Source organism: Oscillibacter sp. KLE 1745, assembly GCF_000469445.2.
In the GTDB taxonomy this organism is placed as follows: Bacteria; Bacillota; Clostridia; order Oscillospirales; family Oscillospiraceae; genus Oscillibacter; species Oscillibacter welbionis.
This window is the reverse complement of the sequence record NZ_KI271787.1, coordinates 1-13,663: the sequence shown is the minus strand read 5'-3', so window position 1 is coordinate 13,663 and position 13,663 is coordinate 1. Positions and strand designations below refer to the sequence as shown.

General features: G+C 58.6%; 16 protein-coding genes. 9 read left to right on the top strand and 7 right to left on the bottom strand.

What is annotated here, in order from left to right; genetic code table 11:
- Positions 1-40: 40 nt before the first annotated feature.
- The 6 genes from HMPREF1546_RS17780 to HMPREF1546_RS17755 form a co-directional block, all read right to left on the bottom strand.
- Positions 41-439: a thioesterase family protein gene (locus HMPREF1546_RS17780; RefSeq protein ID WP_021751225.1), complete on the bottom strand. Its 399-nt coding sequence runs from the start codon at positions 437-439 to the stop codon at positions 41-43.
- Positions 440-556: 117 nt separating this feature from the next.
- Positions 557-1,675 (bottom strand): PotD/PotF family extracellular solute-binding protein, encoded by a 1,119-nt coding sequence (locus HMPREF1546_RS17775; RefSeq protein ID WP_021751224.1) that lies wholly within the window; start codon positions 1,673-1,675, stop codon positions 557-559.
- Between the two features lie 74 nt (positions 1,676-1,749).
- Positions 1,750-2,616, bottom strand: coding sequence for an ABC transporter permease (locus HMPREF1546_RS17770; RefSeq protein WP_021751223.1), 867 nt, complete (start codon positions 2,614-2,616; stop codon positions 1,750-1,752).
- Positions 2,613-3,494 carry an ABC transporter permease gene (locus tag HMPREF1546_RS17765; RefSeq protein WP_021751222.1) on the bottom strand — a complete coding sequence of 294 codons (882 nt, stop codon included), beginning with the start codon at positions 3,492-3,494 and terminating at the stop codon, positions 2,613-2,615. Before HMPREF1546_RS17765 ends, HMPREF1546_RS17770 begins: the two co-directional genes overlap by 4 nt.
- Entirely contained in the window at positions 3,484-4,668 is a 1,185-nt protein-coding gene (locus tag HMPREF1546_RS17760) for an ABC transporter ATP-binding protein (protein WP_021751221.1), read from the bottom strand. Before HMPREF1546_RS17760 ends, HMPREF1546_RS17765 begins: the two co-directional genes overlap by 11 nt.
- Before the next feature lie 164 nt (positions 4,669-4,832).
- Positions 4,833-5,804, bottom strand: coding sequence for an RluA family pseudouridine synthase (locus HMPREF1546_RS17755; protein ID WP_021751220.1), 972 nt, complete (start codon positions 5,802-5,804; stop codon positions 4,833-4,835).
- A 106-nt stretch (positions 5,805-5,910) separates the two neighbouring features.
- Between HMPREF1546_RS17755 and HMPREF1546_RS17750 the strand changes: the two genes are divergently transcribed.
- The 7 genes from HMPREF1546_RS17750 to HMPREF1546_RS17720 all read left to right on the top strand — a co-directional run bounded on the left by HMPREF1546_RS17750 (position 5,911) and on the right by HMPREF1546_RS17720 (position 10,896).
- On the top strand, positions 5,911-6,249 hold the full coding sequence (locus HMPREF1546_RS17750) for a hypothetical protein (RefSeq protein ID WP_021751219.1): 339 nt from the start codon (positions 5,911-5,913) through the stop codon (positions 6,247-6,249).
- Positions 6,246-6,716 (top strand): hypothetical protein, encoded by a 471-nt coding sequence (locus tag HMPREF1546_RS17745; RefSeq protein WP_021751218.1) that lies wholly within the window; start codon positions 6,246-6,248, stop codon positions 6,714-6,716. The genes HMPREF1546_RS17750 and HMPREF1546_RS17745 overlap by 4 nt, the downstream gene beginning before the upstream one ends.
- A gap of 119 nt (positions 6,717-6,835) precedes the next feature.
- Complete coding sequence (locus tag HMPREF1546_RS17740) at positions 6,836-7,342, top strand: DUF177 domain-containing protein (RefSeq protein WP_021751217.1); 507 nt, start codon at positions 6,836-6,838, stop codon at positions 7,340-7,342.
- Between the two features lie 51 nt (positions 7,343-7,393).
- Complete coding sequence (gene rpmF / locus HMPREF1546_RS17735; protein WP_025543998.1) at positions 7,394-7,588, top strand: 50S ribosomal protein L32; 195 nt, start codon at positions 7,394-7,396, stop codon at positions 7,586-7,588.
- 156 nt (positions 7,589-7,744) lie between these two features.
- Entirely contained in the window at positions 7,745-9,070 is a 1,326-nt protein-coding gene (gene der / locus HMPREF1546_RS17730; RefSeq protein ID WP_021751215.1) for a ribosome biogenesis GTPase Der, read from the top strand.
- A gap of 4 nt (positions 9,071-9,074) precedes the next feature.
- Positions 9,075-9,779, top strand: coding sequence for a glycerol-3-phosphate 1-O-acyltransferase PlsY (gene plsY / locus HMPREF1546_RS17725; protein WP_021751214.1), 705 nt, complete (start codon positions 9,075-9,077; stop codon positions 9,777-9,779).
- A 112-nt stretch (positions 9,780-9,891) separates the two neighbouring features.
- Entirely contained in the window at positions 9,892-10,896 is a 1,005-nt protein-coding gene (locus HMPREF1546_RS17720) for an NAD(P)H-dependent glycerol-3-phosphate dehydrogenase (RefSeq protein WP_021751213.1), read from the top strand.
- A gap of 176 nt (positions 10,897-11,072) precedes the next feature.
- Here HMPREF1546_RS17720 and HMPREF1546_RS17715 read toward each other — a convergent pair whose 3' ends face one another.
- Positions 11,073-11,756: a YjjG family noncanonical pyrimidine nucleotidase gene (locus HMPREF1546_RS17715; RefSeq protein ID WP_021751212.1), complete on the bottom strand. Its 684-nt coding sequence runs from the start codon at positions 11,754-11,756 to the stop codon at positions 11,073-11,075.
- 113 nt (positions 11,757-11,869) lie between these two features.
- Here HMPREF1546_RS17715 and HMPREF1546_RS17710 point away from each other — a divergent pair, with 113 nt between their 5' ends.
- Together HMPREF1546_RS17710 and HMPREF1546_RS17705 are read left to right on the top strand one after the other, a co-directional pair.
- Complete coding sequence (locus tag HMPREF1546_RS17710) at positions 11,870-12,709, top strand: dipicolinate synthase subunit DpsA (RefSeq protein WP_021751211.1); 840 nt, start codon at positions 11,870-11,872, stop codon at positions 12,707-12,709.
- Complete coding sequence (locus tag HMPREF1546_RS17705) at positions 12,706-13,281, top strand: dipicolinate synthase subunit B (protein WP_025544002.1); 576 nt, start codon at positions 12,706-12,708, stop codon at positions 13,279-13,281. The genes HMPREF1546_RS17710 and HMPREF1546_RS17705 overlap by 4 nt, the downstream gene beginning before the upstream one ends.
- Positions 13,282-13,663 lie beyond the last annotated feature (382 nt).

Sequence of the window (13,663 nt, the reverse complement as noted above, 5' to 3'; positions counted from 1 at the left end):
CCATTCCGGGTCCTCCCTTGTTTTGTCCATGTGGAAAGAATTACTTCTTCTCCAGCTTGGCATTGCATTTTGCCAGAAATTTTTCGTTCTTGACGATGGCCCGGGTGTGGGTGCCGCTGCCGATGGGGCTGCTCTCATCCCAGGCTTTCACAGCGAAGTCCACCATTTTGCCGTTTTCCGAAACGGCGGTGATCTCTGCCTCCGCCCACACCTTCATGCCGATGGGGGTGGGAGCGTCGTGGGAGATGTCCAGATGGGTACCCACACTGCCCTGGCCCTCCTCCAGAAAGCTCTGCAGACAGGTCATGGCGGCATTTTCCATCAGGGCGGACATATAGGGCGTGCCGAACACCGGCAGGGCACCGGAACCCACGTTAGCGGCGGTAAGGGCGTCCGTAACAGTTTGCTCCAGGCGGCATTTTGTTCCAATCAAAATCATGAGAGGATTCCTCCTTGGTAAAATATCTTCCGCCTTTCCAGTGTACAGGAAAGCAGTGGAATGCGCAAGGGAAAAAGAAGCGGCACCGGGTGGTGTTCCGGTGCCGCATTTTACAGCTCAGATACCGAGTTGCGTCCAGAGGTCGTTATAGAGGGTGCGCGTCTCAGCAGGGAGGACCAAGTAGGCCTCACACCGGTCCAGCACCTCCTGGGAGGGGGCCATGATCTCATAGAGAGCGGGATCCAGGGGCTCTCCGTAGGTCTCCTCATAGTAGGCAGGATAGGTCTCCAGCGCCTCAGCGTTGGGAGAGGCGTACCAGATATAGTCCATATTCCGCAGGTTTGCCTCAGTGGAGGCCATAAAGTTGATCCAGGCCTCCGCCTCCTCCTTGTGCTGGGAGGTTTTGAGAACGCACATGGCGTCCACGAACCAGTTGCTGCCCTCCTCGGGCACTACATAGGCGAGATCTTCGTTGTTTTCCAGCATGCTCAGATAGTCACCGGCATAGTAGGTGGCAATGGCGGCGTTGCCGCCCTCCATCTTCTGAAACACCTCGTCCATGACCTTTCCCTGATACACCCCGTTCTTTACGGCGTCGGCGATGAGCTGGTAAGCCTCCTGAATCTCCGCTTCGTCAGTGGTATTCACAGAGTACCCCAGGTACAACAGGGCGATGCCCAGAGCATCCCGGGAGTTGTTGATAAGCAGCACGTTCCCGGCGTACTGGGGATCGAACATGGCGCTCCAGCTGGTAATGGGCTCCTGCACCTTGGCGGTGTTGTAGATGATGCCCAGAGTGCCCCAGGTGTAGGGCACGGTGTACTTGTTCTCCGGATCGTAGGACAGATTCTTGAAGCGGTCGTCGATCTTCTCAAAATTGGGGATGTTATCATAATTGAGCTCGGCCAGCATATCCTCTTCGATCAGCTGGGAGATCATGTAGTCGGAGGGGACGATGACATCATAGTCCACGCCGCCCATGCTCAGCTGGGAATAGAGGACCTCGTTGCTCTCTGCGGTCTGATAGTTGACTTTGATGCCGGTCTCTTCTTCAAATTGGTCGATCAGGGACTCGTCGATATATTCACCCCAGCTGCACACGTTGACCACACGGTCCCCGCTGCCGCTGCCGTTACTGCTGCCGGAATTTTCCGAGTCAGAGGTGTCCTTGCGCACGGAGCATCCGGACAGGAACAGGCTCGCCGCCATCAGTAAGGCGAGAGTCAAGGCTACCATTTTTTTCAATTGATCATTCCTCCAGTGTTGATTTGAATGCGTATCTCAAGACCCGCAGGCCGTGGGACCGATAGTCATGCGCGGGCTCGCTCCCGCAGGCGCTCCTGCCGGGATTCCCGGACATTGATGATGATGAGCAGCAGCAGCACAGCGCCGAAGAGCAGCGTGGAAATGGCATTGATCTCCGGGCTGACCCGCTTTTTCGTCATGGAATAGATGGTCATGGCCAAAGTGGACACGCCGGAACCGGCGGTGAAGTAACTGATGATGAAATCGTCGATGCTCATGGTGAAGGCGATCAGTGCGCCGGAGATGATGCCGGGCTTGATCTCCGGGATAATGACCTTCCAGAAGGCCTGCATCCAGGTGCAGCCCAGGTCTTGGGCCGCGTCCACTAGGTTTTTGTCCATCTGGCGCAGCTTGGGCATCACTGTCAGGATAACGTGGGGGATGTTGAAGGTCACATGGGCCAGCAGCAGTGTACCGAAGCCAAGATAGATGTTCTCCTCCATCCAGAAGGTATCCTGCGCCTGGTTGAACCAGACGGCAAAGGCCTTCCACAGGCCGAAAAAGGCCACGAACAACAGACACATGGAGACGCCGGTGACGATCTCCGCATTCATGACGGGAATGTTGTTCACCGTCATCAGGGGCGTGCGCCACCGCCGCCGCATACTGGCCAGGCCAATGGCTGCAAAGGTGCCCGCCACAGTGGCAATCAGCGTGGAAAGCACGGATACCAGCAGCGTGGTATAGACACTCTGCATAATGAGGCGGTTCTGGAACAGCTCCGCATACCAGTGCAGGGAGAAGCCCTTCCACACCGCGCTGCTGTTGCCGGCATTGAAGGAGAAGATGATGAGAATGAAAATCGGCGCATACAGGAATACGAATACCAACGCCATGAAGATGCGGTTTCCCAGCAGATGCTTCCGTTTCACAGCATCACCGCCTGTTCCTCACCGTCGCCGAAACGGTTCATCACCAGCATACACACCACCACAATGGCCATCATCACAAGCGCGATAGCCGCCCCGAGTTGGGGATTATAGGCCCCGCCCAGGAACTGCTGTTCGATCAGGTCGCCCAGCATCATCTGGGTGCCGCCGCCCAGCAGACGAGAGATGGCGAAGGTGGACACGGAGGGCACGAACACCATGGTGATGCCGGAGAGCACCCCCGGCAAAGACAGGGGCAGGATGACCTTGCGGAACACCTGCACGCTGCTGGCGCCCAGGTCCCGGGCCGCTTCAATGAGGGAATGGTCCAGCTTTACCAGCACGGAGTAGATGGGCAGGATCATGAAGGGCAGGTAGTTGTACACCATACCCAGCACTACGGCGCCCTGGGTACCGATCATCTGGAAGTGATCGATGGGGACATACGCGGCGGGATCAGATGCAAAGTGCATGGCGACCTGGTTGTAAAGGTCGATCAGGCCGATCTGCTGAAACAGCTGGTTCAAAAGTCCGTTGTTCTCCAGAATGGACATCCAGGAATAGGTCCGCAGCAGAAAATTCATCCACATGGGCAGCATGATGAGCACCATAGCGATGCGCTGCACCTGCGGCCCCTCCTTGGAGAGCATATAGGATACCGGGTATCCGATCAGCAGAGCGATCAGTGTGGCGATGATGGCCAGCTTAAACGAGCGGGTGAACACCGCTGTATAGGTACCCATGCGGGCGAAGTTCTCCAGCGTGAAGTCCCCGGCGGCGGTGCTGAAGGCATAGACCACCATAATGATGATGGGCGCCACCACGAAGATGGACATCCATCCCACATAGGGAACGGCGAACAATGAGAGCTTATTTTTCATCCTCGCTCTCCTCCTCATCCGCCTCCCAGTTGGCGTCGCTCATCTCCTCATATTCTTCCGAGAAGGAGGAGTAATCGCCGAACATCCCGGAATACTGACTCTTTTTCATAATGTGGATGCCGTCGGGATCGATCTTGATGCCGATCCGGGCGCCCATGGGGGAATGGTCTGTGGTTTGGATAAGCCATTTGAAGCCCCGGAAATCCACGATGATGTCGTACTGCATCCCCTTGAAGGTGACAGAGGTGACAGTCCCCACCAGTTGTCCCTGCTCCATGGGGACGATGTCGATGTCCTCGGGCCGGATGACCACGTCCACCGGCTCGTTCTCAGCAAAGCCGCCGTCCAGGCAGGGAAACTCCCGGCCGTACATCTTCACCAGCTTGTCCCGGACCATGACGCCGTCAATGATGTTGGACTCACCGATGAAGTCCGCCACAAAGGCGTTCTTGGGCTCGTTATAGATATCCTCCGGCGTGCCGATCTGCTGGATGCAGCCTTTGTCCATCACTACGATGGTGTCGGACATGGTCAGGGCCTCCTCCTGGTCGTGGGTGACGTAGATGAAGGTGATGCCCACCTGCTGCTGGATTTTCTTCAGCTCCAGCTGCATGTCCTTGCGGAGCTTTAGATCCAGAGCGCCCAGGGGCTCGTCCAGCAGCAGCACCTTGGGCCGGTTTACCAGGGCCCGGGCGATGGCCACCCGCTGCTGCTGGCCGCCGGACAGGGCGTCCGGCTTGCGGTTTTCAAAGCCCTTCAGGCTGACAACCTCCAGCATTTCCAGCACACGCTGACGGATCTCCGTCTCCGGGATCTTTACCCGGCGCTTGCCGGAGGGATCCTTCGGGTCCGGCCGCTTCTGCATCCGCAGGCCGAAGGCCACGTTCTCAAACACATTCATGTGGGGAAACAGGGCGTATTTCTGGAACACCGTGTTGATCTGCCGCCGATAGGGCGGAACGTCATTAATCCTCACACCGTCGAACAGGACGTCTCCCGACACAGGGGTCGTGAAGCCGCCAATAATACGCAGCGTTGTGGTCTTGCCGCAGCCGCTGGGTCCAAGCAGTGTGAGGAATTCTTTGTCGTTGATATAGAGGTTTAAATCGTTGAGAACCACTTCGTCGTCAAACGCCATACGGATGTTCCGCAGACGAATCAACTCTTTGGACATGTATCCTCCCCCATTTCATAATAATTTTGATTACAATGAAACGCCTCTTTTCTCTGTTGAGGGGGAACCTTTCTCGTCGAAATTCAGCAATAACAAACTATATCCGATGTGTGGCGAAAAGTCAAGCAAAATCAAAGATTTCGCCGGGGTTTTACGGGAATTTTTTAAGGAGTTTCCGGCGCGGGAAAATACTTGTCCCGGAAGGGCACATCCGCCACGGTGAAGACCCTGCCCCGCAGGTAATTCAGCGCCCCGGCGTCCGTGGGGAAAGGGAAGGCCAGCTGGTAGGAATACAGGGCCTGTCGGGTCTCGCCGTAGCGGCGGTTCACATCCCCCCGGCCGTACTTGCCGTCCCCCAGCAGGGGACAGCCGATCTCCGCCATGGACACCCGGATCTGGTGGGTCCGGCCGGTGAGCAGCCGACACTCTACCAAAGACAGCGGGCCCCGGGTCTCCAGAGTCCGGTACAGGGTCACGGCAGTCTTTCCGCCGGGAATGGGACGGCGGTAGAAAGCCACCTGCTTTTTCGCCTCATCTTTTAAAAGAAAGCCCGCAATCTTCCCCTCCACTGGCTTGGGGCGGCCTACGGTGATGCAGAGATAAGACTTCTCCACCTCATGGTTTTTGATCTTCTCATTTATGATCCGCAGGGTCTCCGCGTTCTTGGCGGCAATGACAATGCCGCCGGTGTTCCGGTCGATCCGGTTGCACAGGGCGGGCGCAAAGGCGTTCTCCCATTTGGGATTCCACTCTTTTTTCTGGTACAGGTAGGCCTGAATGTGGTTGATGAGGGTGTTGACCTTCTCCGTCTCATCGGCGTGGACCACCAGACCCGGCCGCTTGTTCACCAGCAGCAGATTCTCGTCTTCGTACACGATGTCCAGCTGGGGACGGAACACGGTGAGAAAGATGTTTTCCTCAGAGGGCTTGTCAAAGAACTCGTCGTTGATATATAATTGTAAAATATCGCCGGACTCCAGCCGTGTGTTCCGCTTGGCACCCCTGCCGTTGACTTTGATCCGCTTGAGGCGGATGTATTTCTGCAGCAGGGTGGGGGGCAGCAGGGGCAGGCTTTTGGCCACAAAGCGGTCCAGCCGCTGTCCGGCGTCGTTTTTTCCAATGGTGAGTTCCCGCATGGCATCCTCCGGTGGGCAAGTATTTGATGCTACCATCATACCTGTTTGCCGGGCGCTTGTAAAGCGGAGAGAGAATTTTTTGAATCGGTTAGGAGAAACTGGACGTATGGCGCAGCATGACGGAAACAAACAGCGGGGCTGGGTGAACTATTTCCGGGTCTTGGCAGGGGGCTACCTGCTGTATCTGACCTACCAGCTGATGAAGGGCATCTGGGACGGGACCGCCGAAACCGTGGCCCTGAACGCGGCGGCGGGCGCAGTGTTCGCCGTGGCAGGGGCGATGGTGCTTTGGCGGGAGTGGAAGGCGTACCAGTACGCCAAGGCTCACAAGGACGACCCGGATAGCTGGAGCCAGGACGACGCCCTGCCGGAGCAGAAGCGTCCGGCGACACCTGCAGAACAGGTCGGACCCGAAGCGGACCAGAAGGGACGGGACGAGGAATGAAGCTGGAAGAGCTCTGCGCCGCCGTGCAGGAGGCGCGCTATTACAACGAGCGGTTCACCCGCCGGGAGTACACCAGCGCCTTCCGGACCTACACGGAGCGATTCGGACCACTGTACATGGAGGCCGTCCGGGAGACGGCGGAGGACCCTGACGGCCGCCGGGTACTGGCGGAGCAGCTGCTGGACCTGCTGGAGGCAGGGTGGAAACGCCAGCGCCCCTGGAACCGGACCATGGTCCAGGCCCGGGAAAAGCAGATGCTGGTGACGTATCTTTCCCCCATGCTGCTGGGACTGGAGGAGCCCCTGTGCCAAGAGCTGGCGGAGCGGCTGCGGGACGGCTGGAACACCCGCCGGCCCAAGGACATCTACAACATCACCACCTATGCCCGGCTGCAGGAGGGCTTCCGCAATGTGATCCTGGGCATCGACATCACCGGCTGGCAGAAGCGTCGGGAAGAGGAGAGCTGAACAGAGCGCCTGCCCGGAAACGAAAAAATTTGCCCGGAAACGGCAAAAACATGAAAAAATTGTTTGACAACCGGGCACACATCCCTTATAATACTATTCGTGTCATTACGAGGTAGCTTATGCGTTTTGATGTAAGACCCATACTGCATGCCCCTGGCAAGCGCCTGACGTTCCAGTTTTCTCTGGACTTGTCCGACGTGGAATTTGCCGGACGGCATCCCATCAGCCGCCCTGTGGAGGTGGAGGGCGCGGTGAGCAACACCGCGGATCTCCTGGAGCTGGAGCTGACGGCCCGGACCACGCTGGACGCGGTCTGCGACCGGTGCGGCAAGGCGTTTCTTCAGGACAAGACCGTTCCCTTTCGCTGCCTATTGGCGGAAGAGCTCCAGAACGAGGACAACGACGAGATCGTCCTGCTGGAGGATGGGGAAGTGGATGTGGGCGATCTGGCCCGCACGGCGTTCATCCTTGGAATGGACACCAAGACATTGTGTTCGGAAGATTGCAAAGGACTGTGCCCCCGGTGCGGTGCCGACCTGAACCTCGGCCCCTGCTCCTGTGGGAAGGAGACGGATCCCCGTCTGGCGGTCCTGGCAAAGCTTTTAGAGAACAGAGAGAACGAATGAATAAGGCCGGGGGCGACTCCGTTGCCTTTGAAAGATCAAGGAGGTGTCACAATGGCAGTACCTAAGGGAAAAGTATCCAAAGCTAGACGCGACAAGCGCCGCAGCTCCCACTGGAAGCTGGCGGCTCCCGGCCTCGTCAAATGCCCGAAATGCGGTGCGCTGCACCTGCCTCACAGAATGTGCCAGGAGTGCGGTACTTACAACGGCCGCGAGGTCAAGGTTGTCAAGTCCGTGGTGGCGAAATAAGACGTGCCCTGTGGATCGGGAGGGAAGAGCAACATCTTCCCTCCTTTTTCTGCGTCCATACTGTGTAAAAATCGGAGGACGTCTTGCCATTTCGCCGGTCACTGGGTATAATATGACCATGTATGTCTGCTTGATAAAGAAGGGAAGTGAGCGCCGGTGAAACCCATCGTCGCCATCGTGGGCCGGCCCAATGTGGGCAAGTCCATGCTGTTCAACAAACTCATTGGAAAGCGCCTCTCCATTGTGGAGGACACCCCGGGCGTCACCCGGGACCGCATCTATGGGGAGACGGACTGGAACGGCCGGTCCTTCACCCTTATCGACACCGGCGGTATCGAGCCCCGGACCGACGACCAGATCCTGTCCTTCATGCGGGATCAGGCCCAGATCGCCATCGAGAACGCCACTGTCATCATCTTTCTGACGGATGTCCGCACGGGCCTCACCGCCTCTGACCAGGAGGTGGCCAACATGCTGTTGCGCAGCGGCAAGCCCATCGTGCTGGCAGTGAACAAAATGGACTCCACCGGTGTCCCGGACCCGGACTTTTATGAGTTCTACAACCTGGGACTGGGGGATCCCATCGCTGTCTCGGCTGTCCATGGCCACGGCACCGGCGACCTGCTGGACGCCTGTCTCCAGTACTTCCCCCCAGAGGAGGAAGAAGAGGAGGAGGACGACGCCATCAAGGTGGCTGTTATCGGCAAGCCCAACGCCGGCAAGTCCTCCCTGGTGAACAAGATCCTGGGGGAGGAGCGGGTCATCGTCTCCAACGTAGCCGGCACTACCCGAGACGCCATCGACTCCTACTTTGAAAACGATCAGGGCAGGTTCGTCTTCATTGACACCGCCGGCATCCGCCGCAAGTCCAAGGTGGAGGAGGACATCGAGAAGTACTCCGTTCTCCGGGCCACCCTGGCCATTGAGCGCAGCGACGTGTGCCTGATCCTGATCGACGCCACCGAAGGCGTCACCGAGCAGGACACCAAGGTGGCGGGCTTGGCCCACGAAGCCGGGAAGGCCAGCATCATCGTGGTCAACAAGTGGGATCTGATCGAAAAGGACGGCAAGACCATGGACAAGATGCGGGAAGAGGTCCGCAACGGCCTGGCCTTCATGACCTACGCCCCCATCCTGTTCATCTCAGCCAAGACCGGCCAGCGGGTGGACCGGCTGTTCGAGCTGATCGACTATGTCTCCAACCAGGCCAGCACCCGGATCACCACCGGTATGCTGAACAGCGTCCTGGCGGATGCCCAGACACGGGTTCAGCCCCCCTCCGACAAGGGCCGCCGGTTGAAGATCTACTACATGACCCAGGTGGGCATCCGGCCACCCCACTTTGTGGTGTTCTGCAACGACAGCCGCCTGTTCCACTTCTCCTACCAGCGGTATCTGGAGAACTGCCTGCGGAACACCTTTGGCCTGGAGGGCACGCCTATCACCCTCTCCATCCGCCAGCGGGGCGAGAAGGAGGGGTAAGACGATGCTGGATTCCTTCTATCTGGATCCCAATGCCGTCACAGGGCCAGACCCCCTCGGCATCCTTATGGTGGCGGTGATCGCCTACTTTTGCGGCTGTTTCAACGGCGCGGTCATCGTCTCCAAGTATATCCTGCGGGACGACGTGCGTAATCACGGCAGCGGCAACGCGGGCCTGACCAACTTCTACCGCACGTTCGGCGGGCCGCTGACCTTTGTGGTGATCCTGTGTGATGTGCTGAAGGCCGTTGTGGCGGTGCTGCTGGGCGGCTGGCTCCTGGGTACGGTCGCCGGGGCCAACGGTTACGCGGCCAATGAACGGATCAGCAGTATGTGGGCACTTTTCGGCGAATACTGGGCTGCCCTGTTCTGTCTGCTGGGTCACATGTTTCCCTGCATGTTCCACTTCAAGGGCGGCAAGGGCATCCTCTCCGGCGGCACCATCGTCTGGATGATCGACTGGCGGATCGGCCTGGTGGTCTGGGTGGGATTTCTACTCTTATTCCTGCTGACGAAGTATGTATCTCTGGGATCTGTCTGGGCTGGGGCCAGCTTCCCTTTTGCCACTTGGTATTTCTATCCGGATCCGGTCATCGTGCTCCTGGCGTTTCTCCTGGGAGCCTTGATTTTGTGGAAGCACCGGAGCAACATCGTCCGCCTTATCCATGGCAACGAGAATAAATTCAGCGTACACCGCAAAAAAAATTAGGAATGCGGCATGGTGCGGTCCGGCAGAGCCGGACAAAATGGAATTGTTCCGCCATAGGTGGAACAGCTCGATTTCTAACTCCGGATTCCTAATTTGAGGGGGAGGAATACAGATGAAAACAGTTGTATTGGGCTCCGGCGGCTGGGGCACGGCCCTCAGCCAGATCCTGTGCGACAACGGACACGAGACCTATCTCTGGTCCCACAGCCCCGCCAAGGCGGCGGAGATGGCCCGGACCCGGGAGAACCCGCTTTTGCAGGGCGTCCATCTGCCGGAATCCCTCCACATCACCGGGGATTTGGGCTGCTTGAGGGGCGCCGACCTGGTGGTCAGCGCACCGCCCTCCTTCGCCGTGCGGGAGACAGCCAAAAAAATGGCCCCGTATCTCACGGAGAAGACTGTGGTGGTGTCCGTTTCCAAGGGGATTGAGCGGGACACAAATCTGCGTCTCAGCCAAGTGATCCAGGAGGAGACGGGGAATATCTGTAAAGTAGCAGTTCTTTCTGGCCCTTCCCATGCAGAGGAGGTGGGGATCCGCCTGCCCACCGGCTGCGTGGCCGCCTGCTTGGATGTGGATGCGGCGCGTTTTGTGCAGGACGCCTTCATGAACGACTACTTCCGGGTGTACACCAGCGGCGACGTCGTGGGCGTGGAGCTGGCGGCGGCGCTGAAGAACGTCATTGCCCTCAGCTGCGGTGTGTGCGACGGTCTGGGCTATCAGGACAATACCAAAGCCCTGCTGATGACCCGGGCTATGGCGGAGATTACCCGCTTGGGGGAGAAGCTGGGGGGCTCCCGGCAGACCTTCGGCGGCTTGGCCGGTATGGGGGATCTGATCGTGACCTGCACCTCCATGCACTCCCGGAATCGCCGGGCGGGCATCCTCATTGGCCAAGGCAAAACGCCCCGGGAGGCCATGGAGGAAGTAGGCGCCGTGGTGGAGGGATACTTCGCCGCGGAGAGCATTCACCAGCTCAGTGAGCGGGTAGGCGTGGAAATGCCCATCAGCCGCTGTGCCTACGAAGTCCTCTATCAGGGCAAGCAGATCCGGGGCGTGGTAGCGGAGCTGATGACCCGGGCCAAGAAGGATGAACTGCTGGAGACGGCGTGGCTGTGAGGGGGGCACCCGGCCATGCGCGTTCCTGCGCAGAGAGAAAGGGTAAGAGACCGGAGGGATCCGGTCTCTTATTGTTTCTGATCGCGACTCTCAGTTTTGAAGATGAAATAATCCCGGTGAGGCATCTTGGAGGGCACTCACCGGGATTTTTCAGATTCAAACAGGAAAGCGTACTCTCAGACAATATCCAGCAGCTCCCGCAGGTCCCGGATCTCATAGTCGATCCGCAGGTCCTCTGGCCGGGCCTTTCCAGCAGGATTGTACCAGCAGCAGGGAAGTCCGGCATTGTTGGCGCCCTGGATGTCTGTGGAGAGGGAGTCTCCGATCACGAGACCGTTCTCCGGCGTCAGGCCGGGTATGCGGGAGCGGACATAGGCATAATAAGCCGGGTCCGGCTTGGAGGCTCCGGCGTCCTCGGAAATAAAGGCGTCCGTGATGAGAGCTGCGAACACACTGCCCTGCAGGCGGCTGCGCTGGACGGAGGCCACAGCGTTGGTGACGATGTACAGCTTGTGCCCCCGGCGGACCAGTTCCCGGCAGACCGCCTCCGCGTGAGGCAGGGGATAGACCCCGGCACCCAGGGCAGTGAGGTAATCCCGGTTGCACTTGTCTGGGTCCCGCGGCAGCTTCAACGCCTGAAAAAAGCGCACAAAACGCTCCAACGTCACATAGTCCTTGGAGACCTCTCCCCGGTCAAAGGCTGCCCACAGCTCCTGGTTGATCCGGTGGTAGAGGGCGCGGGTATCCAGCGTATCCGGAACGCCGTTGCTCCGGCACATGGCGGAAAAGGCACGGGCCGCGGCTTTTGGAAAGTCGAACAGGGTGTCATCCGCGTCAAAGAGCAGATAGGAAAATTTCATGGTGAGGACTCCTTTCGGGAGAGTTTGACCACATGTATCGTATCACATCCAAACAGGAAAGGCAATCACCGCCGCCCCCGCCGTGCATACCATGGCTTGAGGGGGAATGCCGGATGAACAAGACCTTTGGCGTGATCGGCGGAGATCGGCGGCAGGCAGAGCTTGCACGGCTGCTGGCGGAGGAAGGGCGCACGGTCTGGACCAGCGGAGTGGCCGGATGCCCGGATCTGCCTGCGCAGGCAGCGGCGGCGGACGTGGTGATCCTTCCGCTGCCGCTCTGCCGGGAGGACGGGATACTAAACAGTGAGACGGAGGATCTGCCCACCAGTGCGCTGTTCCGCCGTTTCAGTCCCGGCCAGCTGTTGCTGGCAGGGCAGGTTCGTCCCGCCCAGCAGATAGAGGCTGAGAACTGGGGGCTGACGCTGGTGGACTACTTCCAGCGGGAAGAGCTGACCGTTGCCAACGCGGCGGCCACGGCGGAGTCGGCCCTCCAGATCGCTATGGAGCATCTGGACCGGACGCTCCTGGGGATGGAGTGTTTGGTGCTGGGCTTCGGGCGGATCGGAAAGCTGCTGGCCTATCGGCTTCATGGGCTGGGCGCCCATGTTACGGTCACTGCCAGAAAACCGGCGGACCTGGCTTGGATCCGTGCCTATGGCTGGCAGGCGCTGGAGACCGGACGCCTCGATGGTGCGCTGTGTGACTTCGGCGCCGTGTTCAACACGGTCCCCTCGCCCGTCCTGGGCCACCTGTTGCTGGCGCAGCTGCCGAAGGGCTGCCTGTGTGTGGAGCTGGCCTCCGTCCAGGGCATCGACCTAGCTGCTGCAGAGGAGCTGGGACTGCCCCACGTATGGGCCCGCTCCCTGCCGGGGCGGATGGTGCCTGCCGCAGCGGCGGTGGCTATCCGGGACGCAGTCGACTACATTTTAAAAGAACGAGGTGACCCTGTGTGAGAAAAGAACGGGTCGGATTTGCGATGTGCGGCTCCTTCTGCACCCATGAAAAGGTGCTGGCGGAGCTGGAGAAGCTGGTGCAGCTGTATGAGACAGTCATCCCTATCGCGTCGGAGATCTCCGCCTTCACGGATACCCGCTTCGGGACCTCTGATGACCTGATGGAGCGGTTGGAGGATTTGACAGGGCATGAGGTGCTTTGTGACATCCCGTCTGTGGAGCCCATCGGTCCCAAGGGGCTGCTGGATGTTCTGGTGATCGCCCCGGCTACGGGGAATACCATAGCCAAGCTGGCGGCGGGCATCACGGATACGGCGGTTACGATGGCGGCCAAGGCCCATCTGCGGAACGGGAGGCCGGTGGTGATTGCCATGGCCAGCAACGACGGCCTGGCGGCTGGCGCCCGGAATATCGGGGAACTGCTGGTGCGGAAGAACTACTATTTCGTTCCCTTCGGGCAGGACAACGCCCGGGCGAAACCCAGTTCCCTGGTGGCGGACTTCTCCAAAATCCCGGAGACGGTGGAAGCCGCTCTGCGAGGCGAACAGATACAGCCGCTGCTGCTGCGATGAGGGAAGAGACGCGGGAATCAAACCCGCGTCTCTTTTTCGCAGCTTTATTTAAACTGGATAAAATCGACAAAAGAAGCGTGTTAAATCAATATTAACAATAAGTATAACTTATGATAGAAGGAGTCTCATCAGTTTGAGTACTTATTAAGCACGAAAAAGAAGGTGAATCCGGAAAACAAGAGAAAAAAATGAACAAAAGCAGAAGAAGAGGGTTGACTTTTCTGGCAAGCTCTGGTATTCTAACTAAGCTGTCGGGCGTGAGAGTGAAACACCAAAACGCAGAGCTTCAAGAAAAAACTTGAAAAAATGTGTTGACAAAGTAAGAACTTTGTGGTAAAGTAAATCTCACCGCCGGGAACGGCGTGCACCTTGTAAATTAAAC